Consider the following 23,663-nt stretch of genomic DNA (forward strand, 5'->3'; position numbering starts at 1 on the left):
GATCAGGGCAGCGGGAGTGTCGTCCTCGATGATGCGGCCGTGCTCCATCACCAGCACCCTGTCGGCGATCGCGACCGTCGACAGGCGGTGCGCGATGATGATCGCCGTGCGGTCCTTGAGCAGGGTCTGCAACGCATCCTGGATCAAGCGCTCGGATGGGATGTCCAGCGAAGCCGTCGCCTCGTCGAGGATCAGCACCGCGGGGTCGGCGAGGAAAGCCCGGGCGAACGAGATGAGCTGACGCTGCCCCGCCGACACCCGACCACCGCGCTTGTTCACATCGGTGCCGTATCCGTCGGGCAGCGACGAGATGAACCCGTCGGCGCCCACGGCCCGTGCCGCGGCCTTGATCTCGTCGAGCGTCGCATCCGGCTTGCCGAGCGCGATGTTGTCGGCGACGGTGCCGCTGAACAGGTAGGCCTCCTGCGTGACCATGACGATCGCGCGGCGAAGGTCCTTCGGGTGCAGCGACCGCAGATCGACGCCGTCGAGCGTGACCCGCCCTTGGGAGGGGTCATAGAAGCGCGAGATGAGCTTGGCGAGCGTCGACTTCCCGGCGCCGGTCGTTCCGACGAGGGCGATCGTCTGCCCCGCCGGGATGTCGAGGGAGAAGTTCGGGAGGATCGTCTTCTCTCCGTTGTATCCGAAGGTCACCTCGTCGAACTCGACATGCCCACGGGACTCCCACAGGTCGACGGGGTTCTCGGGGTCGGGAACCGTCGGCACCTCCTCGAGCACGCCCGAGACCTTCTCCAGCGCGGCCGTGGCCGACTGATAGGAGTTCAGGAACATCGCGATCTCCTGCATCGGCGCGAAGAAGTTGCGGACGTAGAGCACTGCCGACAGCAGCACACCCACGGTCAGCGCACCCTCGGAGACGCGGATGCCTCCCCACAGCACGACGATGCCGAGCACGAGGGCCGCGACGCCCATCAGGCCGGGCTCGAACGTGCCGAACAGCAGCATCGAGCGACGGTTGACGTCGCGGTAGTCGCCAGCGATCTCCTGGAACGCCTTGTCGTTGCGCGGCTCCTTGCGGAACGCCTTGACGGCGCGGATGCCGGTCATCGTCTCGACGAACTGCACGATCACCTTCGCACTGATCACGCGCGACTCGCGGTAGACGAGCTGCGAGCGCGAGTAGAACCAGCGCATCAGGTAGAACAGCGGCACTCCGCCGATCGCCAGGATCAGGCCCGACTGCCAGTCCCAGAAGCACAGCGCGATGAAGGTGAACAGCCCGAAGAGCACGCCGGAGACGAGTTCGTTCAGGCCACCGTCGAGCAGCTCCTTGATCGAGTCGAGGTCGCTGGTCTGACGGGAGATGATGCGCCCCGACGTGTACGACTCGTGGAACTCCAGGCTCAGGCGCTGGGTGTGCAGGAAGATGCGCTTGCGCAGGTCCAGCAGCACCGCCTGCGTGAGCTTGGCCGCGATGATCACGTACCAGGCGATCAGCACCGCAGCGAGGGCACCGGCCAGCAGGTAGATGCCTCCGATCATGAACGTCGGCATCCAGTCGGCACGCTCGATCACCGCAGGCAGCGCTCGGTCGAGGCCCAGGCTGATGAGGATGGGGCCGGCGACCTGGAGCGCGGTCGACACGACCAGCACCGCGGCGGCGAGCACGATCCTCGGCTTCAAGGGGCTGACCAGGGATCCGAGCAGTCGGAGGGATCGACGACGGATCTCCCTGCTCTCCTCGCGGGTGTACTCGGAACGATCCTCGTTCCTGGTTCCGGTGATGGCGGAGCTCATCGCTGCACCTCCTTCTCGGTGATGGGGTCTTCGTCGGCGGCCTGGATCCCGAGGCCCGCACGGACCTCTTCATCGATCTCGGACTGCTCATCGCGGATCACCGGGATCGTCCCGGTGCGCGCCGCCTCCTCCGCCTCGAGGCTGGAGATGACATGACGGTAGTGCCGACTGGTCTTCAGCAGCTCGGAGTGCGTGCCCACCGCCGTCACGCGACCGGCCTCGAGCAGGGCGACGCGATCGGCGAGCGCGACGGTCGAAGGGCGGTGCGCCACGATCAGGGCGGTGGTGTCGGCGAGCACGTGCCGCAGCGCCTCCTCCACGAGGGCCTCGGTGTCGACGTCGAGCGCCGACAGCGGGTCGTCGAGCACGAGCACCTTCGGATTCGCCGCCACCGCACGGGCGAGGGCGAGCCGCTGGCGCTGACCGCCGGAGAGGCTGAGCCCCTCCTCGCCGATCACCGTCTCGACGCCGTCTGGCAGGGAATCCACGAACGAGGCCTGAGCGACGTCGAGAGCTTCGCGCAGCACACGCTCGCCCTCTTCGCCGTGCACGTCGAGCTCGGCACGACCGAGCAGCACGTTCTCCCGGACCGTCGCCGAGAACAGCGTCGCGTCTTCGAACGCCATGGCGATGTGCCGACGGAGCTCTGACAGCGGCAGGTCGCGCACGTCGACGCCGTCGAGGGTGACCCTGCCTCCCGTCACGTCGTACAGACGCGTGGGCAGCGTGGTGAGGGTGGTCTTGCCGCTGCCGGTGAGACCGACCAGCGCCATGGTCTCCCCTGGTCGCAGCACCAGGTCGATGCCGTCGAGCAGGTCGCGTTCGTGCGCGCCGGCGTCCTGATAGCGGAAGTGCGCGTTCTCGAACGTGAGCTCTCCGCGCGGGTTCTCGATGTGCACCGGGTGCTCGGGGTCGGTGATGGTGTTGGTCTCCGAGAAGATGTCGAACACGCGGTCGGTCGCCGTGCGCGCATCGAGCATGAACGAGAACAGGAAGCCGATCGACTCGATGGGCCAGCGCAGCACGACGGCCATCGCGAAGAAGGCGAACAGTTGCGCCTCGCCGATCTGCCCGACGGAGATCAGCCAGATGCCGGACATCAGGCTGAGGCCGAACGCGATCTGCGGCATGAGGTCGAGCCAGAACCAGATCGACGCGATCGCACCGGCCTTGCTCATCTCGGTCTCGCGCAGCGTCTCGGCCTGCCTGCTGAAGCGGCTCAGGGCGTGCTTGCCGCGCCCGAACGCCTTCAGCACGCGGATCCCGTGCACGCTCTCCTCGACGCTGGTCGCGAGGTCGCCGGCCTGATCCTGGCTGCGGCGGGTGAGGGCGCCGTAGCGCTTCTCGAACAGGTAGCCGCGGATCCACAGCGGGATCGCCGTGACCAGGAAGATCGTGCCCAGCAGCCAGTGCCACCGGAACAGCAGCACGGAGCCGATGATGATCGTGAGGATGTTGACGACCAGTAGCACGAGGCCGAACGCGAGCCAGCGGCGGATGAGGCCGATGTCCTGCATCATGCGGCTGAGCAGCTGTCCTGAGCCCCACCGGTCGTGGAAGGACACCGGGAGGGTCTGCAGGCGCGAGTAGAGCTCCGTGCGCATCTTGTACTCGACCTGCGTGGCCGGGTTGAGCACGAACTGACGTCGCAGCCATACCATGAGGGCCTCGCCCAGGGCGAGCGCGAACACGGCGACAGCACCCCAGATGATGGCGCTGATCTCACCCGAACGGACGGGTCCGCTGATGATCTGCTCGAGGACGATCGGGATCATCAGGGCGATGACGGCGGCGATGAGCGCGCTGGCGGCACCGCCGGCGAGCCGCCAGATGACCGGCTTCACGAAGGGCTTCAGGCGCCACAGTGCGGCCGGAGTGGAAAGGGTCGATGAAGGCGAGGGATTCTGCGCGGAAGGCGAGGAGGACATGTCTCTCAGACGAGTTTCGTATGGACAGCGGTTGCGGAAGGGGACGGATGCGAGAGCGGACCCACAGGGTCCGGCATCCGACAGAGAAGGGGCGGGGTGGCTCTAGGAGAGCGGACGCGCCGGGGTCGAGCCGAGAGCTGCGATCCGCGCGGTGGCGATCGTGAACATGGTGTCCTCCTCAGGGGCTCGGCGATGTCGTCCGGTTGGCGCGACAGCCCACCAGCCTATTGCTGTGAACCAGCTGAAAGCAAGAGTCATTCCCGATTCGCCCTGCTCTTTCCCGGCGACCGCGGCGAGGTGGCTCGGGTGGCTCACCCCTGGACAGCGAGCCCGGTTCGGAGAAAGCGCTGCAGGTTGCCGCCCAGCACGGCCAGGACATCGGCGTCGCGCCAGCCGCGACGCAGCAGAGCCTCGGTGACGAGCGGAAGCCCTTCCGGACCCTCGAGCCCGGGAAGGTACCGATCGGCGGGGACGCCCTCGATCGTCGTCTGCACGCAGCACGGGGCCGTGGTGTCTGCGAGCACCTCGCGGACGAAGTCTGGTCCCATCCCGACGTGGTCCACCCCGGCGACGGACACCACCCGCTCGAAGTGGTCGATCAGGGTGTCGATCGTGTAGTCGCTCGCATGCAGATACGGGGCGAAGAAGTTGACGCACACGACTCCCCCCGTCTCCGCGACTCCGGCGATCTGCGCATCGGTGAGGTTGCGGTGGTGATCGAACAGGGCGCGGGCGGACGAATGCGTTGCCATGACGGGTCGCGTGGCGAGCTCGAGCACGTGGTCGACGCCGCCCGCTCCGAGGTGGCTGACATCGAAGATCATGCCGATGCGCTCCATCTCGGCCAGCGCCTGGACGCCCGTGCGCGTCAGCCGGCTGCCCGCGGCGTCTTCTCCGCTTCCGTCCGCGAAGGCGCTGCGACCGAAGTGGGCGACCGAGCCGACGCGCACTCCGAGCCGATGCACCGTCTCGAGGAGCTCGACATCGTCGGCGATGCCGGGCATGCCCTCGAGAGCGAGCACCAACGCGATGCGCCCCTCACCGATCACCCTGTCGATGTCGTCCCCGTCGAGGCAGAGCCCCACCGCATCCGCGTTTCCTTCCGCCACCCGGTGCGCGGCTTCGATCATGCGGAACGTACGACGCAGCGCGCCCTCCGGCCGGTAGATGTCATCGACGAACACGGGCAGGACCTGCAGGTCGACACCACCCGTGCGCAGCTGCGGCAGCCACTGGGCCCGGAAGTAGTCCGACCACTCGGCGGGCGGACGACTCGTCACCGAGCAGAGCAGATCGTTGTGGGCATCGGCGACGACGGCGCGGCGGTGGAGATCGAGGGCATCGATGGCGGTCACGGCTCGAGCCTATGGCCGCGTCGGAACGGACGGTTCGTCGTAGCGCACCATCACCGGTGCCGGATCTGGTGCTCCTGGCTCACGCCGCGGCACTCTCGCGGGCCAGCAGACTCTCCTTGACATCGACGCCCCACGCGAAACCGCCGAGGCTCCCGTCGGTGCGCAGCACCCGGTGGCAGGGCACGAAGAGCGCCGGGGCGTTGCGGGCGCAGATGGACGCCGCAGCCCGAACGGCCCGGGGGTTGTCCAGGCGTGAGGCGAAACCGGTGTAGGTCAGCGGCCCGCCCGGCTCGATCTCCCGGAGCGCCGACCAGCCGGCGAGCTGGAGTGCGGTGCCGGTCTGCTTCACGGCGACATCGTCGATGGCCGAGAGGTCGCCCGCGTAATAGGCGACCACCGCGTCCGCGGCGTCCGTCGCACCATCGCGCAGCGCCTCCGGACGGTTCGCCGCCGACAGCCGCCCGAGGATCGCCTCGACGTCGGACGTCCAGCCCGAGGCCAGCACGCGCTGATGGTCGTCGGCGAGGATCGTGAAGGCGCCGTCCGGCGTCTCGATGGTCTGGATGAGGGCGGTCATGAGTTCTCCTTCGTCGTGATGTCGGTGGGACGGTGCGCTGCGGGGACCCGCCGCGGCCCGACGGGGCGCACCGGAGCGGCGCGCCATAGATGCGCGCTCAGATAGCTGCGCCATGGTGCCGCGCGCAGGGCCCAGTCGGTGAGCGCCCGTGGCTCGCCCGGCAGGCCGGAGGCCGCCGCGCCGGCGCGCAGCGCGACGTCTCCCGGGAGCAGCACATCCGGATCGCCGAGCACACGCATGCGCACGTAGTCGGCTGTCCAGGGTCCGATGCCGGGCATCGCGAGCAGGGCAGCACGCTGGTCGACGCCGTCATCTCCGACCGTGAGCGTCAGGGATCCGTCGGCGAGAGCGGCCGCAGCGCCGGTGATCGCGCGGATACGGGCGGCCGGCCCTCGCAGCACCTCGGCTCCGTGGACGGCGATCGCCGTCATCGTCGGGAAGAGCAGTCCGTTCTCGGTGCGCTCCCCCAGCGCCTCGGTGAGTGCCGTGAGCGCGGTTCTGGCGGCGACCACGGTGATCTGCTGCCCCACCATGGCGCGGATGAGCATCTCATGCGGATCAGCCGACCCCGGCACGCGGATGCCGGGGGTGCGCGCGACGAGCGGCGCGATCTCGTCGTGTTCCGAGAGCGCCTCGTCGATCGCCAGCGGGTCGGCATCGAGGTCGAAGATGCGTCGCACGGTCGAGACCAGCGGTGCCAGGTCCCCCAGCCGCGCGACGCGTGCCCGCAGGTGCAGGCGCTCACCCTCCTCCTGACGCACCTCGAACCAGGCGGGACCACCGGCCATGCGGAGGTGACGCGAGAAGGACGTCGCCGTGGTCTCTTCGACGCCGGGGATCGCACGCGCCGCCATCCAGGCGAAGACGCCGCTCGCGTCGAGTGGACCGCGATAGGGCAGCACGAGGTCGATCGAGCCGGGAGCCGCGGACGCCGGAAGCCGTCGCCGCGCCCTGAGCTCCCCCGGCGTGAGGCCGAAGACCTCGCGGATCGTGTCGTTGCACTGTCGGATGCTGGCGAACCCGGCGGAGAACGCGACATCCGAGATGGGCATGTCGGTGCCGACGAGGAGCATGCGCGCGGTGTGCGCCCTGTGTGCCCGCGCCAGTGCGAGCGGCCCGGCGCCGAGTTCGGTGGTCAGCAGCCTCGTGAGGTGCCGACCGGAATAGCCCAGTCGCGCGGCCAGGCCCGGCACGCCCTCCCGTTCCACGACGCCGTCGGAGATCAACCGCATCGCTCGCGCGGCGGTGTCGCCGCGGATATCCCACGCCGGCGAGCCGGGAGCGGCCTCGGGCAGGCAACGCTTGCAGGCGCGATACCCGGCCTCGTGCGCTGCGGCGCTGGTCGGATAGAACGTCACGTTCTGGGGTTTGGGCGTGCGCGCGGGGCAGCTCGGACGGCAGTAGATCCCGGTCGAACGGACGGCCGTCACGAACTGCCCGTCGAAGCGGGTGTCGCGCGCGCTGATCGCACGGTAACGCTCGTCGAAGTCCGTCACGGGGAAGCTCATGCCTCCACTGTGTCACGCCCCACCGACAACGACTGGCGGAAATCGGACATGACTGTCCGGGCACGAACGCCGAGACCCACCCGCCTCGCCGACACCCATCGCCGCCGCAGTGGGCGCGTGTGGGTCTCGGCGTGGAGAGTGGGTCTCGAGGTATGCGCAGGCGCGCGTTCAGTGGAAGAAGTGGCGCTCACCGGTGAAGAACATCGTGACGCCGGCCTTGCGCGCCGCGTCCACGACCTCCTCGTCGCGCACGGAACCGCCCGGCTGCACGATCGCCGTGACGCCGGCATCGATCAGCACCTGAGCGCCGTCGGCGAAGGGGAAGAACGCGTCGGAGGAAGCGACGGATCCGGCCGCCCGGTCCCCTGCACGCTCGACCGCGAGGCGGCAGGAGTCGACGCGGTTGACCTGGCCCATGCCCACGCCCACAGTGGCGTTGTCCTTCGCGAGCACGATCGCGTTCGACTTGACCGCTCGGCAGGCCTTCCACGCGAAGATGAGGTTCTCCATCTCCTCGTCGGTCGGACGCTCACCCGAGACCAGCTCCCAGTTCTTCGCGACGGAGACGATGTCGTCGGGGAACCGGTCGGCATCCTGCAGCAGCAGCCCACCGGAGACGAGACGCACGTCCATGCGCTCCTGCTGCCAGTCCTCGGGCAGCTGCAGCAGGCGCAGGTTCTTCTTCGCCTTGAACACCTCGAGCGCCGCGGGCTCGAACGACGGCGCGACGATGACCTCGGTGAAGATGTCCTTGAGGTTCTCGGCCATCTTCAGCGTGACTGTGCCGTTGGCCGCGATCACACCACCGTATGCCGAGACGGGGTCGCACTCATGCGCACGCAGGTGGGCGCTGGCGATCGGGTCGAGCGCGTTCGGCGCCGTGGTCGCGATACCGCACGGGTTGGCGTGCTTGATGATGGCGACAGCCGGCTTGACCATGTCGTATGCCGCGCGCAGGGCGGCATCGGCGTCGACGTAGTTGTTGTACGACATCTCCTTGCCCTGCAGCTGCGTGGCCTGGGCGATGCCGTGTCCACCGGCGCGCGTGTAGATCGCGCCGCGCTGGTGCGAGTTCTCGCCGTAGCGGAGCGTCGCGAGCCGCTCAGCCTGGATCGTGAGATGCGTCGGCAGATCGCCGTCGTCCTGCAGCGTCCCCTCGGCGAACCACGAGGCGACCGCGGTGTCGTACGCCGCTGTGTGCGCGAATGCTCGGGCGGCGAGCTCACGACGCTGTGTCAACGAGGTGCCGCCCTCGCCGATCGCCGCGATGATGCCGGGGTACGACTGCGGCGAGACGACGATCGCCACGTTCGCGTGGTTCTTGGCCGCGGCGCGTACCATCGCGGGGCCGCCGATGTCGATCTGCTCGACCACGTCGTCGCCGACCGCGCCGGAGGCGACGGTCTCGATGAACGGGTAGAGGTTCACGACCACGAGCTCGAAGGGAGTGATGTCGAGGTCGGCGAGCTGGCGCTCGTGGTCCTCGAGACGCAGGTCGGCGAGCAGGCCGCCGTGGATCTTCGGGTGCAGCGTCTTGACGCGACCGTCGAGCATCTCTGCGACGCCGGTCACGGCGGCGACGTCGGTGACCTCGAATCCCGCCTCGCGGATGGTCGACGCCGTCGAACCCGTCGAGACGATCTCGATACCCGCCTCAGCCAGAGCCGCAGCCAGCAGGAGCAGGTCGGTCTTGTCGCTCACCGAGACGAGCGCGCGCCTGATCGGCACGGTGTCGCGATCGCGGTAGAGCGTGGGGTCGTGGCGGGGGCCGGCCATGATGGGCTCCTTCGTGCGGGGCGTCGGGTGGGGGTCAGGAGGAAGAGCTGAGGACGAGGTCGCCGGTGGCGATTCTGCGGACCACGTCGATGAGCAGTCGGCGCTCGACGGGCTTGATGCGCTCGTGCAGGCTGTGCTCGGTGTCGCCGTCGAGGATGGGGACGCGCTCCTGGGCGAGGATCGGACCGGTGTCGACGCCGTCGTCGACGACGATCACGCTGGCCCCGGTCTCGGCGACGCCGGCCGCGAGCGCGTCGCGGACGCCGTGGGCGCCGGGGAACTCGGGCAGGAACGCCGGGTGCGTGTTGATGAGGCGAGGCGAGTACTGTGCGACGAGCGACGGCGGAAGCAGGCGCATGAGCCCGCTGAGCACGACGAGGTCCGGCTTCCAGACGGCGAGCTGGCCGGCGAGTTCCGCACCCCACGCCTCGCGACTGTCGTGCTCATGCCACGGCACCGTGAAACTGGGGACGCCGAACTCCTCGGCATGGGCGAGCCCCTCGGCTTCGCGATCGGCGCCGACCACGATCACCCTGGCGGGAAAATCGGGATGACGAGCGGCCTCGAGGAGGGCGCGAAGATTCGAGCCGGTGCCCGAGATGAGAACGGCGACCGTGAGCACGCGCCCAGTCTACCGGGGCGCCGAAGCTCGTTCCGCCTGCGTCGCACGCACACCGCGAGCCGTCAGTCGCGGTCGTCCCTCGGCGGCGTGAAACCGCGGACATCATCCAGCGGAGCCGTGTCATCGAAGGCCTGCGTGTGGGGGAAGGGGATGCCAGGCACCGGGACCACGGACGCTGCGCTCGGATCGAGCTCGGACATCTCGGCTATCCACCGATCGGTGCGCTCCTCCGCCAGTTCATCGCGATGTCGTGGGGACAGGAGCAGGATCGCGGCGCCGACGAGCACCTCGAGGCCCAGGGCGAGCATGAAGGGCAGCGCCGCTGGTCCGACGTCCGACAGCCGTCCCGGTCCCATCGACCCGCTCGCCAGCACGGCGGCGATCCCGGCGATACCGGCGGTGACGACCGCGATCCCCACCGCGATGACGGCACGCTGCGCCGTTCCCAGCGGAGTGCCCTCCCAGACGAGACGGGAGCGAACCGCCCACCCCGCGAACGCTCCGGCGGCGATCGGGACGAGCACCACGATCAGCATCCACATCGAGCTGTTCTCGGGCAGCAGTCCGAACACGGGGATGCCGGGCACGACTCCCAGCTGGGTGCCCGCAGGCGACACCGCGGTGCCGACGCCGACGGCGAACCCGGGGCCGGCGAGCCAGGACGCGACCCAGACGATGAGGGTCGGCAGGTACACCAGCTGCGCCAGGGTCATCACCGTCGCACCCAGCGCGTCGACGCGCGAGGCCTGGAACAGCGCGACGACTTCACCTCCCCGGAACAGCGTCACCACCGCGAGGGCCAGAGCAGAAGCGCCGACCACGCCCATCAGGGTGAAGGCCGCGCCTCGAACGACGGCGGCGGGGACCGGTGCCCAGTCGTCGCGGACGTCGATGCGATCGTGCAGACGGTCGAGGATGCCGCCGTCGCCCTCTTCCCAGGCGATCCGGACGGCGCCGCACAGCGCGCCGACGAAGTAGACCGCCGCGGGAAGGGCGATCGCGAGCAGGAGGGGCGTCTGCGCCGCATCCAGCCGCGCCGTCAGCGCGACACCGGCGGAGATCGCGGTGAACACCACGGTGCCGGACACCACGCCGAGCAGCCAGGTTCCCGCCGTGGCGGCTCTGGCTCCGGAGCGCGCGGCGAACAGCAGTGTGAAGAGCAGGAATGCCAGCGGGGTGATCGACACCGCGAACGAGGCGGCCTGGGCGGGGATCGCGAGGGCGACCAGAAGCTCGTCAGGAATCGTCACCGCCAGCGGCACCCCGTGTCCGAACTCCCAGAGCGTGCCGGTGAGCGGCCAGAGCGCACCCCAGTCGGCGCTGATCCCGAAGGCGAGAGTCCACAGCAGTGTCAACGGCGCGAGCAGCACGACGAGACCGACCGCCGCGGCGATGGCGGCGTCGAAGGCGGCGAGGAGCGCGACGAGGAGGCGTTGCATAGCGCTTCGAGACTACGACGAGTTCCCGACGAAGCCCCGGGGGCGCGCGTGGGGTCGGCGACACGATAGCGTTTCTCCGGAGGTTTCCCGATGACAACTGCCCCGCCCGCCCCGGCACCCACCGAGCCCAAGAACTCCCTGGACCGCTTCTTCGAGATCAGCAAGCGCGGATCCACGATCGGCACCGAGATCCGAGGAGGTCTGGTGACGTTCGTCACGATGGCCTACATCGTGATCCTCAACCCGATCATCCTCTCCGGCAAGCCCGACGTCGCCGGAGACATGCTCAGCTTCAACGCCGTCGGCGCCGCCACCGCGTTGACCGCCGGCGTCATGACGATCCTGTTCGGTCTCGTGACGCGCCTGCCCTTCGGTTTCGCCGCAGGACTCGGCATCAACGCCTTCGTCGCGTTCTCCGTGGTCGGGCAGGTGACCTGGCCCGAGGCGATGGCACTCGTGATGATCAACGGTGTCGTGATCGTGCTGCTCGCGGCCACCGGGCTGCGGAAGGCGATCTTCGACGCCGTGCCCTTCCAGCTGAAGATCGCCATCACGGTCGGCATCGGCCTGTTCATCGCCTTCATCGGCTTCGTCAACTCGGGCTTCGTCACCGCGACCGGCGCCTCGTCCCCTCCGGTCGGGCTCGGCGTCAACGGCTCGGTCGCGACCGTGCCGACCCTGCTGTTCGTGATCACCCTGCTCCTCACCGGCATCCTCGTCGCCCTCAAGGTCAAGGGCGGCATGCTCATCGGTCTCATCGGCGGCACCGTGCTCGCGGTCATCGTCGAGGCGATCTGGCACATCGGCGCCCGCGGCTTCGACGACGAGGGCAACGTGGTCAACCCCGGCGGCTGGGGCCTCACGGTCCCGGCACTGAACGGCTCCCCCATCGGCATCCCGGACCTCAGCCTGATCGGCGCCGTCGACTTCAGCTTCGACCTGAGCAAGGTCAGCCTGGTCGCGATCGTGATGATCGTCTTCACGCTGCTCTTCACGAACTTCTTCGACGCCATGGGAACCATGACCGGCCTGGCGAAGGAGGCGAACCTCGCCGACGACAACGGGGACTTCCCCCGCATCAAGTCGGCACTGGTCGTCGAGGGCGTCGGCGCGATCGCCGGTGGTGCGACCTCGTCGTCCTCCAGCACCGTCTTCATCGAGTCGGGTGCCGGTATCGGCGAAGGAGCCCGCACGGGACTCGCGAACGTCGTCACGGGTGTCGTGTTCCTGATCGCGATGTTCCTGACCCCGCTGACCTCCATCGTCCCGACCGAGATCGCGGCCGCGGCCCTGATCATCGTGGGTGCGATGATGATGGCGCAGATCCGCTACATCGACTTCAGCGACTTCCGCGTGCTGCTGCCGGTGTTCCTCACCGTCTCGGTCATGCCGCTCACCTACTCGATCGCGAACGGCATCGGGGCGGGATTCGTCAGCTGGGTGCTCATCCACGCGTTCTCGGGCAAGGCGAAGACCATCAGCCCGCTGTTGTGGGTCGTCGGCGCCGGCTTCCTGATCTTCTTCGCGAGAGGCCCCATCGAGGCGCTGTTCGGCGTCGGGATCTGACGCGAGAACACGAGGGGCGGATGCTGCGGCATCCGCCCCTCTTTCTGTTCGGTACCGTCGCCCGGATGCATGACCGTCGCACGGATGCATTGCCCACACGGAGTCCTCGGTCATGCAGGTGTCGGCCGATCATGCAGGTGTCGGCCGATCATGCATCCGACAGGGTCTCAGGAATAGGCCTCGGCGAACTCCGCTGACGGCTCGATGGGCTCGATCACGTCGATCAGCACACCCCCGGGCGCCTCGACGATGAAGTGACGCTGCCCGAAGGTCTCGTCCCGAAGCGCGAGGCGCTCGACCAACCCGTGCTCACCCACGAGCCGACGGTGCGCTGCCGTCGCGTCGACGACCTCGACGTTGAGCAGCAGACCTCGGACGGGCTCACGGAAGCCGTCGGGGATCGTCTCGTGACCCCGGTCGAGGAGCGCGAGCTCTCCTCCTTCGACGCGCAGGCTCACGTACCAGTCCGCCTCGAACGTCGTCTCGAAGCCCAGTTCCTCACGATAGAACTGCGCGGCAGCGGCGACGTCATCGACCATCAGAACCGGGTAGAAGCTCGTGATCTCCATGAACTCTCCTTTACATACAGTGTGTTTGTAACATCGGTGGCTAGAATACATACAAGTCGCACGTAAAGGAAGTCCCATGCCGCGAGCATCCGCTGCCGACGCCGCCGAGACGGCGCGACGCATCCTCGAGACCGCCACCGCGCACTTCGCCGAACACGGCTACGCATCCTGTTCCGTCGATGACCTCGCACGCGCCGCCGGAGTGACCCGCGGGGCCGTGTACCACCACTACGCATCGAAGCCGGGACTGTTCGCCGCGGTCGCCACCCGCCAACAGCAGAGCGTCGCCGAGGCGATCGTGGCCGCGACGAGGGACAGCACCCCGGAGACCGCACTCCGCGAGGGGAGCCATGCCTACCTCGACGGCATCACGGGCAGGACGGCCGCGCGCGTACTCCTCATCGACGGACCCTCCGTGCTCGGCTGGGAGGAGTGGCGCCGCCTCGACGCGGAGGGGCCGGAGCGCGAGCTGCGGACGGGACTGCGTGAAGCAGGAGCCCCGCCCGCGCTCCTCGACGCCCTGACCGCAGCCCTGTCCGGCGCCATGAACGAGCTCGCCCTCTGGCTCGCCGTTCGCCCGGACGACGCGGAGGCACGACAACAGGCCCACCGCGCACTCGACGCGCTTCTGGACACGGCTGCCAGCCGAAGCTGAGCGGTGCTTGCGCGGCCACCGTCGACCGCGCGAGGGTGGAAGCTCGACGACCGGGAGGAGCTGCGTGCACATGCCACACGACCATCACGCCCCCTTCGAGCTGAGAAAAGACCTCGATCGGCGCCTCGCGCAGTACCGCGAACTGATCCTCGGGAGTCTGGAGGGCGTCTCCGAGGACGAAGCGCGCTCGTCACCAGTGGCCGGCACTCCGTCGCTCCTCGGAGTGGTCCGCCACACCGCCTACGTCGAAGGCGTCTGGTTCGACGAGCGGATCACCGGGCGTCCGCGTACCGAGATCGGCCTCCCTGCCGCCACCGCGAACTCCTGGAAGGTGCGTCGAACCGACCCTCTCGCCTCGGTCGCCGCAGAGTGCCGCCGCATCCAGGAGATCGCCGATCGCAACCTCGCGGAGCGCCCTCTCGAGGCAGCTGTCGGCACCGTCGCCCGGATGCATGAGGGTCGCACGGATGCATGACCCACACGGGGTCCTCGGTCATGCAGGTGTCATCAGGTCATGCAGCCGGTCAAGCGGCCGGGCATGAAAGAAGGCCCCGGGGTGGAGCCCGGGGCCTTCAGATCAAGCGTAACTCAGATCAGAGCGACTCGATGATCGCGCGCATCAGATCCGCCGTCTCGGACGGCGTCTTGCCGACCTTGACGCCGGCGGCCTCGAGGGCCTCCTTCTTCGCCTGAGCGGTACCGGCGGAACCGGAGACGATCGCACCCGCGTGACCCATGGTCTTGCCCTCGGGGGCCGTGAAGCCCGCGACGTAGCCGACGACGGGCTTGGTGACGTTCGCCTTGATGTAGTCGGCCGCCCGCTCCTCGGCGTCGCCGCCGATCTCGCCGATCATCACGATCGCCTTGGTCTCGGGGTCGGCCTCGAACGCGGCGAGCGCGTCGATGTGCGTGGTGCCGATGACCGGGTCGCCGCCGATGCCGATGGCGGTCGAGAAGCCCAGGTCGCGCAGCTCGAACATCATCTGGTAGGTCAGGGTGCCCGACTTCGACACGAGGCCGATCGGACCCTTGCCGGTGATGTTAGCGGGCGTGATGCCGACGAGCGCCTCACCGGGGGTGATGATGCCGGGGCAGTTCGGTCCGATGATGCGGGTCTTGTTGCCCTTGCTCTGCGCGTACGCCCACGCCTCGGCCGAGTCGCCGACGGGCACGCCCTCGGTGATCACGACGAGCAGCGGGATCTCGGCGTCGATGGCCTCGATCATCGCGTCCTTCGTGAAGGCGCCGGGGACGAAGGCGATCGACACGTCGGCGCCGGTCTCCTTCATGGCCTCGGCGACCGATCCGAAGACGGGAAGCTCGACGGCGTTGCCGTCCTTGTCCGTGTGCGAGACCGTGGTACCGGCCTTGCGGGCGTTGACGCCACCGACGACCTGGGTGCCGGCCTTGAGCATCAGCGCGGTGTGCTTGGTGCCCTCGCCGCCGGTGATGCCCTGGACGATGACCTTGGAGTCCTTGTTGAGGTAGATAGACATAGCTCTGGTTCCTTGTGTCTCAGGCGATCAGGCGTTGGCGAGCTCGGCGGCCTTGTCGGCGCCCTCGTCCATGGTTGCGGCCAGGGTGACAAGCGGATGCGCGTACTCGGCGAGGATCGCGCGACCCTCGTCGACGCGGTTGCCGTCCAGACGCACGACGAGCGGCTTGGAGGCCGTGGCGCCCAGCGTCTCGAGCGCGCCCTTGATGCCGTTGGCGACGGCGTCGCACGCCGTGATGCCACCGAACACGTTGACGAACACGCTCTTGACCTGCGGGTCGCCGAGGATGACGTCGAGGCCGGCGGCCATGACCTCAGCCGAGGCTCCACCACCGATGTCGAGGAAGTTGGCGGGCTTCACGCCGTTGTGGTTCTCGCCGGCGTAGGCGACCACGTCGAGCGTCGACATGACGAGTCCCGCGCCGTTGCCGATGATGCCGACCTCGCCGTCGAGCTTCACGTAGTTCAGGCCCGACTCCTTGGCCTTGGCCTCGAGCGGGTCGGCGGCGTCCTTGTCCTCGAGCGCCTCGTGCTCGGGGTGGCGGATCTCGGAGGCGTTGTCGTCGAGCGTGACCTTGCCGTCGAGCGCGATGATGTCGCCCTCTTCGGTACGCACGAGCGGGTTGACCTCGACCAGCGTCGCGTCCTCACCCTTGTACACGTCGAACAGCTTCACGAAGACGTCGGACACCTTGTCGACGAGGTCTTCGGGGAAGTTGGCCGCACGAGCGATCTCGACGGCCTTCTCCTTGTCGATGCCCGTCAGCGGGTTGACCTCGACGCGCGCGAGCGCCTCGGGGCGCTCGACCGCGAGCTCTTCGATCTCCATGCCGCCCTCGACCGAGCACAGGCTCAGGTAGGAGCGGTTGGCACGGTCGAGCAGCACGGAGAAGTAGAACTCCTCGGCGATACGCGCACCCTGCGCGACCATGACGCGCTTGACGACGTGGCCCTTGATGTCGAGGCCGAGGATGGCCTTCGCTGCCTCGTACGCCTCGTCGGGCGTCTTGGCGACCTTGACGCCGCCCGCCTTTCCACGGCCGCCGGTCTTCACCTGAGCCTTGACGACGACCACTCCACCGATCTTCTCGGCGGCCGCCCTCACCTCTTCAGGGGTGTCCGCGACGATGCCGGCGAGGACCGGCACTCCGTACTTTTCGAAAACGTCTCGTGCCTGGTACTCGTACAGATCCACTGTGGTTCCTTCACTGGGCTGCTGTCTGGTAATTCTCTCGATGTCGAGACATCGACCAGTCCCCCAGCCTACTACCTCGGCCTGGGCGCTCCTGCGGCCGCGAGGCCGCCCTCCCTCAACGCAGCGGGGGAACGCCGACTCGTCGCACCGGCACGCCGGCCAAGCGGAGCTGACGCCTGATCGCGAACGGCGTGAACACGAGCGCGGCACCGACCGCGACGATCAGCGGACGCACGACGACCACGGGCAGACCGCCCACGAAGGCGACCAGGATCGCGACCACGAGGACGACGGCCAGCACGACCTCGACCATCAGGCGTTGGCGGCGCACCGAGGCCCCGTCGTCCGCCAGGGTGGTCTCCCGCCCCCGCACCCGGATGTGCTCGGTCCACCGCACCCCGTCCCACCACCGCCGGGTGCCACGTCGCCGCGTGTCGAACCAGCCGGCCGGGATCCCGTCGTCTCTCACGCTCCTCAGTATGACGGCGATGCCTGGGCGTCTCCGCGCGCTCCGGTCTAGGCTTTCGCCATGCACGAATCCGCAGAACTGCGCACCGGCGTCGTCGCCGCCGCGCTCGAACTCTTCAACGCCCAGGGGTTCGACCAGACCTCGGTGGAGCAGATCGCGAAGGCCGCCGGGGTCTCCCGCTCGACGTTCTTCCGTCAGTTCGGCGGCAAGGAGGACGTCGTCTTCGCGGATCACGAGGTGCTCCTCGAGCAGCTCAGGGAGTTCCTCGACGAGGGTCATGACGATCCATGGGGTGCCGTGTGCGCCGCCTCCGAATCCGTCTTCGCACACTTCGCCCGCGACCCGGAACTCGCCAGGCGTCGTTACCAGATCGTGCGCCAGGTCCCCGTGCTGCGCGAGCGCGAGATCATCACGGTCTTCCGCTACGAACGACTGTTCGACGACTACCTGCGCAGCGCGCTTCCCGGCGTCGATCCGCTCGACGCGGTCGGCTTCGCCGCTCTGGTCACAGCGGTGCACAACCACGTGCTGCGCCAGCTGCTGCGCGGCCGCAAGAAGGTGCCGCTGTCCACGCTCCAGACGGCGCTGGTCGATGTGCGCCGGCGCTATGGTGTCGCGGCCGATGAGGCCGCGTCCGCTCCGGATGACATGGTGGTCGCCGTCTTCCCCCGCTCCATGCCCATCGCAGAGGTGAGCCGCAGGCTGCAGTCCCAGCTCGACTGACGCGTCCCGGTCGTGGAACCCAGTATCGAGGAGTACGATACTTGGTGCCACGAAGGAGCCCCATGAGCACTGCAGCCTCCCCCTTCCCCGGCGAGCGCGTCTCGTCGTACGACATCACCGGACGTCAGGACAGCGACTACTACGCGGTCTTCACCGACATCCCCTCCGCCGACCGGGAGGCGTGGGACCGCGCGAAGGCCTACGTCGACGAGGTCGCCCCGCAGATGGCGGATGCCTGGGACCGTGCCGAGTACCCGCTCGATGCCGCACGCCGGATGGGCGAGATGGACCTCGTCGTCGACGGGGTCCAGCACCCGTCGCTCACGAGCCTGTCGCCCCTCGCCGCAGGCCTCGTGAACATGGAGATCTCCCGCGGTGACGGCTCGCTGGGCACGATCCTCGCAGTGCAGGGCGGACTCGCGTTGCGCACCCTGGCCCTGTTCGGCTCCCCCGCGCAACAGGAGCGATGGCTGACGGCCCTCGCCGACGGTTCGGTGCTCGGTTCGTTCGCTCTGACCGAGCCTGATCACGGCTCCGACTCGGTATCGCTGGAGACGGTCGCCCGCCGCGACGGCGAGAGCTGGGTCATCCGCGGCACGAAGAAGTGGATCGGCAACGGCGCCTCCGGCGGTGTCACCTTCGTCTGGGCGCGTGTCGACGACGAGGGCGCCGACGAGCACGGTGCCGTCCGGTGCTTCCTCGTCGAGCAGGACACCCCCGGCTACACCGGCACCGTGATCCGCGGCAAGGCCTCGCTGCGCGCCATCCACCAGGCCCACATCGAGCTCGACGACGTGCGGGTGCCGCTCGATGCCGTACTGCCGGGGACGAAGAGCTTCAAGGACGCATCGACCGTGCTCTACGCCACCCGCTCCGGTGTCGCCTGGTCGGCACTGGGGCACGCGACCGCCTGCTACGAAGCGGCGCTGGCCTACGCGACCCAGCGCGTGCAGTTCGGAAAGCCCCTGGCGAAGTTCCAGATGGTCCAGGAGCGCCTCACCCACATGCTCGAAGACCTCACAGCCATGCAGCTGTACTGCCGGCGCATGGCCGACCTCGAGACGGCCGGCGAGCTGCGTCCGACTCAGGCGTCGCTGGCGAAGTTCCACAACACGCGTGCCGCGCGCCGGATCGCCTCGACCGCCCGTGACCTGCTCGGCGGCAACGGCATCCTGCTCGAGAACGGCGTGATGCAGCACATGGCCGATATCGAGGCGATCCACACCTACGAGGGCACCGAGAGCGTGCAGGCCCTGCTGCTCGGACGCGACATCACGGGTATGAGCGCCTTCGCCTGAGCCTCCGTCCGCGAGGACCGGTTCACCTGCGCCGCGCGCGCACGTGGCGCTCGCGACTCGCTGCCGCCCCGGCCACGGCCTGCACGCCGAGCAGCAGGACCAGCGCCACGACGGGGACGCCCCACCCTCCGACGGCAGCGTGCAGCACGCCAAGACCGATCGGGCCGAGCCCTGCCAGCAGGTAGCCGATCCCCTGGGCCATGGTCGACAGGTGCGCGGTGTGCTGTGCGTCGGGGGCACGCAGCACGATGTAGGTCAGCGACAGCGCGATGGCCGCACCCTGACCGAGTCCGAGGAGGGTCATCCACACCCAGGGCGCGGCTCCGCCCGGCGCGACCAGAAGGCCGATCAGACCTGCCGCGCACAGGAGTGCGGAAAGCAGGACGGGAAGCCAGCTCGGCCGCAGGTGTCGCAGCATCGTCGGCACGAGCAGCGCGGCGGCGATCCCCGGGAGACTCGAGTACGACAGCAGCAGTCCCGCCTCGGACACCGGCACGCCGGCGTCCTGCAGCATGGTCGGGATCCAGGTCAGCGCTGCGTAGTAGCTCAGACTCTGCAACCCCATGAATCCGGTGACCGCCCAGGCGACGGGATCACGCAGCAGAACCGACATCCGCGGCTCGTCTCGAGGCTCGACGATCGCATCCGCGGGAGCGCCGGTCGCGGGCGAGCGGACCGGCGCTCCCGAGACCCCGCGCAACGCCCACGGCAGCCACACCACCAGCGCGAGCACGGCGGGAATCGCCCAGACCGCGAGGGCACCACGCCAGGAACCGTCGAGAGCGGTCATGAAGGGCACCGTGAGGGCCGCAGCCGCCGCAGCACCGAGGAAGAGCGCGGTCGAGTACAGCCCCATCATGAGCCCGACGCGGTGGGCGAAGTCCTGCTTGATGACAGCGGGCATGCACACGTTCGCCACTGCGATGCCCGCGCCGACCAGCACAGTGCCGCCGAACAACGCCACGGGTGAGGGAAGCAGGCGGACGCCGATGCCGATCGCCACGACGACCATGGTCAGGGCGAGCAGCCGATGCAGGCCCACCCAGCGCGTCAGCGCCGGCGTCAGGAAGGCGAAGGCGCCGAACGCGAACACCGGGATCGTGGTCAGCAGTCCTGCCGCAGCTGCCGGGAGCCCGAGGCTCCGCTCCATCGCGGGGAGCACGGGCCCGACCGAGGCGACGCCCATGCGGAGGTTCAGCGCGATCAGGAGCAGGCCGACGCCGACATAGATCCCGGTGAGGATTCCACCACGACGAACGGACGGCGTCAGTGGGGTCGGGGCGGTGTCGAACGGTTCCTGCATGGTGGTCATGCTTCGAGTCCAGCATCCGCGCCGTGCGTCAGGAAACACGTACACTGCAATCTGATGTCGAATACCCGCCAATCATCCCGAATGGTCGACCTGCACCTGGTCGACTTCGACGCGCTGACCGCTCTCCCCCTGGAGGGCGCCTACCGGTTCGCGCACGCCGAGACATCTCCGCGTCATGCTCATCCGCTCGGACATCTGGTGCATGCCGCCTCCGGTGTGCTCTCCCTGCTCACCGACGACGGAGCCTGGATGGCGCCCTCCACGCGCATGGCCTGGGTGCCCGCCGGCGCCGAGCATCGCCATCGTGCGCACGGTCGCACCGACATGCGCATCGTGCACCTTGACGACGAACTCGCAGCACTCCTGCCCTCCGCTCCTGCCGTTCTCGTCGCCACGCCTCTTGCGCGGGAGGCGCTGCTCGCGATGACGTCCGACCGCCCCCGCAGCTCCATCGCACTGGACCATCTGCGTCATGTCGTCGTCGACGAGGCGGTGACGGCGCCGGAGCAGCCGCTGCATCTGCCGGAGCCCCGCGATCCGCGACTGCGCAGGGCGGCGCGCATCGTCGAGCACGACCTCGCCCGCCCCGTGCCGCTGGGTGAGCTCGGCATGCGCACCGGTACGGCCGAACGGACGCTGAGCCGCCTGTTCCAGCAGGAGACCGGGATGGGCTATCGGCAATGGCGTCTCCAGCTGCGGGTGCACCGCGCACTGGTCCTGCTCGCGGACGGAGCTTCGGTCACCGGGACGGCTGCCGCGTGCGGCTGGGCGACGACGAGCCAGTTCATCGAGCAGTTCACGCCGCTCGTCGGGATGACCCCCGGCCGATACCGACAGTCTCAGCCCGCGGTGTGAGACAGCTCCATGCACACGAGGCGCGCACGCTCGTCCCAGGACGGGACGCGTTCGAAGCCTCGCGATTCATAGAGGCGCACCGGCCCGGCCCGCCAGTCCCAGACCGACAGGCGCACCCGCGCGGCGCCGACGTCGCGCGCGTCGTGGAGCGCGGCGTCGAGCAGTGCGGACCCGACGCCTCGGCCACGCACCTCCGGCACCGCCCACAAGCGCTTGATCTCGGCCACGTCGTCGCTCACGGAGAGCACGACGACCCCGACGACGCGATCGCCGAGCTGGGCCACACGCACGCGGTGACCCGCGTAGGCCGCTGAGGGGTCATCGATCTCGCGGCGGTAGCGCTCGGGAAGTGCTCCGGAGGGATCGGGCGCGCTGCCGCCTTCCTGCTGCCTCTTCTCACGCTCGGTCTGCAGCAGATATGCCCGCACCGCAGCGCCGACCTCGTGCGCATCGGCTCCGGACAGGTCGGCGAGCCGGATCACCGGTCGATCCGCCTCGGATCCGAGCGCGACGCTCACGCTCAGTCGCAGCCGCAGCCGCCGGACGGCGTCTTCACCATGAAGCACACGTCGCAGACGCCGTAGTCGCGCTCCTCGACGGGCTTCGGTGCCTTCTCCGCGCGGGGGGCGGAGACGCGAGGAGTCGTCGCACGCTTCGCCGCACGCTGCGGAGTCAGCGGGATGAACTCGCTCGGGTGACTGACGTAGAAGTACGGCGGGCGCCCCTCGCTGGGCTGCAGTCGCAACGGTGCGGAACCGACGATGAGTCGCTCGTCTTCCGCGAAGCCGTTCGTGTAGGTGCGGCCGATGTGGAGGGACGCTCCCTCGCCACGACGGATCGCCTCGATGTATCGACCGCGGTCGATGAACGAACTGATCCCGATGGCCTCGACGATCGCCGTGATGAACGCGTGGTTCGACGGGTCGATGCGGTGCGCGCGCAGCGCCTCCGGGAGCGAACGGTATGGACGGGAGGTGCCTGCGGGGGTCGGGCCCTGTACTTCTTTCATCCCTTCCAGGATCCCACGCCGCGAGGGGTGCGGCCGACCGTTTTCTCCTCGTATACGTGCCAAACTGACGTCATGGCTCAGGCGACGATCATCGGATCCGGCCCGAACGGCCTCGCGGCGGCGGTGTCGCTCGCTCGTGCCGGCTACACGGTGCGCGTCCTCGAAGGCGCGGACACGATCGGCGGCGGGGTCCGTACCCGCGAATCCACGCTCCCCGGCTTCCAACACGACGTATGCTCCGCCGTGCACCCCGCTGCCCTCTCCTCTCCGTTCTTCCAGGCGTTCGGTCTCGATCGGCGGATCGAGTGGATCCGGCCGGAGGCGTCCTACGCGCATCCCCTCGACGACGGACGTGCGGCGGTGGCATGGCGCGATATCGATCGCACCGCGGCACAGCTCGGCGTCGACGGCGGAGCCTGGCTGTCCCGACTGCGGCCTCTGGGCCGGCACATCGAGGGGGTCGTCGACTTCACGGGCAATCAGCTGCTCCGGATCCCGCGCGATCCGGTGACCGCCGTGCGCTACGCCCTGCGGATGCTGGATCAGGGCACGCCCCTGGCCGCCGCGGCATTCCGCACGGAGGAGGCCGCCGCACTGATGTCGGGGGTGGTGGCGCACGCGAACTCCCCGCAGCCGTCGCTGGCGGGCGCTGCCGCAGGGCTGCTGCTCGCCGCACTCGGTCACGCGGGAGGCTGGCCCTATCCGCGCGGTGGTGCGCAGCGCATCGCCGACGCCATGGTCGCCGACCTCGAACACCACGGCGGCACCATCGAGGTGAGCACCCCCGCCTCCGATCTCGCGACGCTGGACTGGGGCGACCCGCAGCGCGGCGACCTGCTGCTGCTCAACACCTCGCCGCGACTCGCACTCACGCACCCCGACGTCCCCGCAGGCTACGCCCGCTCCGTCCGTTCCTATCGCTACGGCCCGGGTGCCGCGAAGGTCGACTTCGCCCTCGACGGCCCGGTTCCGTGGACGAACCCCGACGTCGCCGGCGCACCCACCGTGCACCTGGGGGGCACCCGCGCGGAGGTCTGGGCGAGTGAGAACGCCGTCGCCGCAGGCCACGTGAGCGATCGCCCCTACGTGCTCGCCGTGCAGCCCTCTGTCCTCGACGACTCCCGTGCTCCCGCCGGGAAGGCCGTTTTCTGGGCCTACATCCACGTCCCTCCGGGCTCCGACCTCGACCCCACAGAGCTCATCACCGCGCAGGTGGAGCGCTACGCCCCGGGTTTCCGCGACCTGATCCTGGCACACCACGCGGTGCCGGCGTCGTCGCGGGAGGCGATCAACCCGACCGAGATCGGCGGCGACATCTCCGGCGGAGTGTTCGACATCCGTCAGGCGCTGCGTCGCCCGGTGCTCTCCCCCGCCCCGTGGCGCACCCCGATGCACGGCGTGTATCTGGCCTCCGCCTCGACGCCCCCCGGTCCGTCCGTGAACGGGATGGCCGGTTGGCACGCCGCTCGCACCGCGCTGCGGGATGCGGGAGAACCCGCGGCGCTCTCCGATCTGTTCGGCTGACCGCCCCTCTTCCCTCGCCGATCACGCGCA

Annotated in this window: 22 protein-coding genes; 7 read left to right on the forward strand and 15 right to left on the reverse strand. The window is 69.1% G+C overall.

Annotation, left to right across the window (positions count from 1 at the left end; all coding sequences use genetic code 11):
* The 8 genes from AX744_RS18405 to AX744_RS18440 all read right to left on the reverse strand — a co-directional run.
* On the reverse strand, positions 1–1,758 hold a 1,758-nt coding region (locus AX744_RS18405), incomplete at its 3' end, for an ABC transporter ATP-binding protein (RefSeq protein WP_061018544.1).
* On the reverse strand, positions 1,755–3,686 hold the full coding sequence (locus AX744_RS18410; protein WP_061018546.1) for an ABC transporter ATP-binding protein: 1,932 nt from the start codon (positions 3,684–3,686) through the stop codon (positions 1,755–1,757). The genes AX744_RS18405 and AX744_RS18410, both read right to left, overlap by 4 nt.
* A gap of 311 nt (positions 3,687–3,997) precedes the next feature.
* Positions 3,998–5,041 carry a dipeptidase gene (locus AX744_RS18415; protein WP_082738592.1) on the reverse strand — a complete coding sequence of 348 codons (1,044 nt, stop codon included), beginning with the start codon at positions 5,039–5,041 and terminating at the stop codon, positions 3,998–4,000.
* Between the two features lie 79 nt (positions 5,042–5,120).
* Complete coding sequence (locus tag AX744_RS18420; RefSeq protein WP_046748824.1) at positions 5,121–5,618, reverse strand: methylated-DNA--[protein]-cysteine S-methyltransferase; 498 nt, start codon at positions 5,616–5,618, stop codon at positions 5,121–5,123.
* On the reverse strand, positions 5,615–7,126 hold the full coding sequence (locus AX744_RS18425; protein ID WP_061018548.1) for a DNA-3-methyladenine glycosylase 2 family protein: 1,512 nt from the start codon (positions 7,124–7,126) through the stop codon (positions 5,615–5,617). Before AX744_RS18425 ends, AX744_RS18420 begins: the two co-directional genes overlap by 4 nt.
* A gap of 168 nt (positions 7,127–7,294) precedes the next feature.
* Positions 7,295–8,902, reverse strand: coding sequence for a bifunctional phosphoribosylaminoimidazolecarboxamide formyltransferase/IMP cyclohydrolase (gene purH / locus AX744_RS18430; protein ID WP_046748822.1), 1,608 nt, complete (start codon positions 8,900–8,902; stop codon positions 7,295–7,297).
* A gap of 34 nt (positions 8,903–8,936) precedes the next feature.
* Complete coding sequence (gene purN / locus AX744_RS18435; protein WP_061018550.1) at positions 8,937–9,524, reverse strand: phosphoribosylglycinamide formyltransferase; 588 nt, start codon at positions 9,522–9,524, stop codon at positions 8,937–8,939.
* Between the two features lie 62 nt (positions 9,525–9,586).
* Positions 9,587–10,963, reverse strand: coding sequence for a cell division protein PerM (locus tag AX744_RS18440; RefSeq protein WP_061018552.1), 1,377 nt, complete (start codon positions 10,961–10,963; stop codon positions 9,587–9,589).
* A gap of 90 nt (positions 10,964–11,053) precedes the next feature.
* Here AX744_RS18440 and AX744_RS18445 point away from each other — a divergent pair, with 90 nt between their 5' ends.
* A complete protein-coding gene (locus tag AX744_RS18445) occupies positions 11,054–12,529 on the forward strand; it encodes an NCS2 family permease (RefSeq protein WP_061018553.1) in 1,476 nt (491 codons plus the stop codon).
* Positions 12,530–12,696: 167 nt separating this feature from the next.
* Here AX744_RS18445 and AX744_RS18450 read toward each other — a convergent pair whose 3' ends face one another.
* The gene (locus AX744_RS18450) at positions 12,697–13,098 is read right to left on the reverse strand and encodes a VOC family protein (RefSeq protein ID WP_058632668.1); all 402 of its coding nucleotides are present in this window, start codon (positions 13,096–13,098) and stop codon (positions 12,697–12,699) included.
* 76 nt (positions 13,099–13,174) lie between these two features.
* On the opposite strand from AX744_RS18450, the gene AX744_RS18455 reads away from it, so the two are divergent.
* Positions 13,175–13,753, forward strand: coding sequence for a TetR/AcrR family transcriptional regulator (locus tag AX744_RS18455; RefSeq protein ID WP_046748817.1), 579 nt, complete (start codon positions 13,175–13,177; stop codon positions 13,751–13,753).
* A 70-nt stretch (positions 13,754–13,823) separates the two neighbouring features.
* A complete protein-coding gene (locus AX744_RS18460) occupies positions 13,824–14,228 on the forward strand; it encodes a mycothiol transferase (protein ID WP_061018555.1) in 405 nt (134 codons plus the stop codon).
* Positions 14,229–14,346: 118 nt separating this feature from the next.
* Here AX744_RS18460 and sucD read toward each other — a convergent pair whose 3' ends face one another.
* The 3 genes from sucD to AX744_RS18475 all read right to left on the reverse strand — a co-directional run bounded on the left by sucD (position 14,347) and on the right by AX744_RS18475 (position 16,912).
* Entirely contained in the window at positions 14,347–15,249 is a 903-nt protein-coding gene (gene sucD, locus AX744_RS18465) for a succinate--CoA ligase subunit alpha (RefSeq protein ID WP_046748816.1), read from the reverse strand.
* Between the two features lie 27 nt (positions 15,250–15,276).
* Positions 15,277–16,443 (reverse strand): ADP-forming succinate--CoA ligase subunit beta, encoded by a 1,167-nt coding sequence (sucC, locus tag AX744_RS18470; protein WP_045263776.1) that lies wholly within the window; start codon positions 16,441–16,443, stop codon positions 15,277–15,279.
* 115 nt (positions 16,444–16,558) lie between these two features.
* Complete coding sequence (locus tag AX744_RS18475; RefSeq protein WP_061018557.1) at positions 16,559–16,912, reverse strand: DUF2510 domain-containing protein; 354 nt, start codon at positions 16,910–16,912, stop codon at positions 16,559–16,561.
* A gap of 60 nt (positions 16,913–16,972) precedes the next feature.
* Here AX744_RS18475 and AX744_RS18480 point away from each other — a divergent pair, with 60 nt between their 5' ends.
* Together AX744_RS18480 and AX744_RS18485 are read left to right on the forward strand one after the other, a co-directional pair.
* Positions 16,973–17,635 (forward strand): TetR/AcrR family transcriptional regulator, encoded by a 663-nt coding sequence (locus AX744_RS18480; protein WP_046748814.1) that lies wholly within the window; start codon positions 16,973–16,975, stop codon positions 17,633–17,635.
* Positions 17,636–17,697: 62 nt separating this feature from the next.
* Positions 17,698–18,933 carry an acyl-CoA dehydrogenase family protein gene (locus AX744_RS18485; protein ID WP_061018559.1) on the forward strand — a complete coding sequence of 412 codons (1,236 nt, stop codon included), beginning with the start codon at positions 17,698–17,700 and terminating at the stop codon, positions 18,931–18,933.
* A 22-nt stretch (positions 18,934–18,955) separates the two neighbouring features.
* On the opposite strand, the gene AX744_RS18490 is transcribed toward AX744_RS18485, so the two are convergent.
* The gene (locus tag AX744_RS18490) at positions 18,956–20,245 is read right to left on the reverse strand and encodes a CynX/NimT family MFS transporter (protein ID WP_061018561.1); all 1,290 of its coding nucleotides are present in this window, start codon (positions 20,243–20,245) and stop codon (positions 18,956–18,958) included.
* Positions 20,246–20,299: 54 nt separating this feature from the next.
* On the opposite strand from AX744_RS18490, the gene AX744_RS18495 reads away from it, so the two are divergent.
* Positions 20,300–21,100, forward strand: a complete 801-nt coding sequence (locus AX744_RS18495; RefSeq protein WP_082738593.1) for an AraC family transcriptional regulator — start codon at positions 20,300–20,302, stop codon at positions 21,098–21,100.
* On the opposite strand, the gene AX744_RS18500 is transcribed toward AX744_RS18495, so the two are convergent.
* The gene (locus AX744_RS18500; protein WP_197429282.1) at positions 21,085–21,618 is read right to left on the reverse strand and encodes a GNAT family N-acetyltransferase; all 534 of its coding nucleotides are present in this window, start codon (positions 21,616–21,618) and stop codon (positions 21,085–21,087) included. The genes AX744_RS18495 and AX744_RS18500 overlap by 16 nt on opposite strands.
* A 2-nt stretch (positions 21,619–21,620) precedes the next feature.
* Positions 21,621–22,109 (reverse strand): hypothetical protein, encoded by a 489-nt coding sequence (locus tag AX744_RS18505; RefSeq protein ID WP_058632665.1) that lies wholly within the window; start codon positions 22,107–22,109, stop codon positions 21,621–21,623.
* A gap of 72 nt (positions 22,110–22,181) precedes the next feature.
* On the opposite strand from AX744_RS18505, the gene AX744_RS18510 reads away from it, so the two are divergent.
* A complete protein-coding gene (locus AX744_RS18510) occupies positions 22,182–23,633 on the forward strand; it encodes a phytoene desaturase family protein (protein ID WP_061018563.1) in 1,452 nt (483 codons plus the stop codon).
* Positions 23,634–23,663: the final 30 nt, after the last annotated feature.

The organism is Microbacterium sp. CCH5-D1 (assembly GCF_001557335.1).
GTDB lineage: Bacteria > Actinomycetota > Actinomycetes > Actinomycetales > Microbacteriaceae > Microbacterium > Microbacterium oxydans.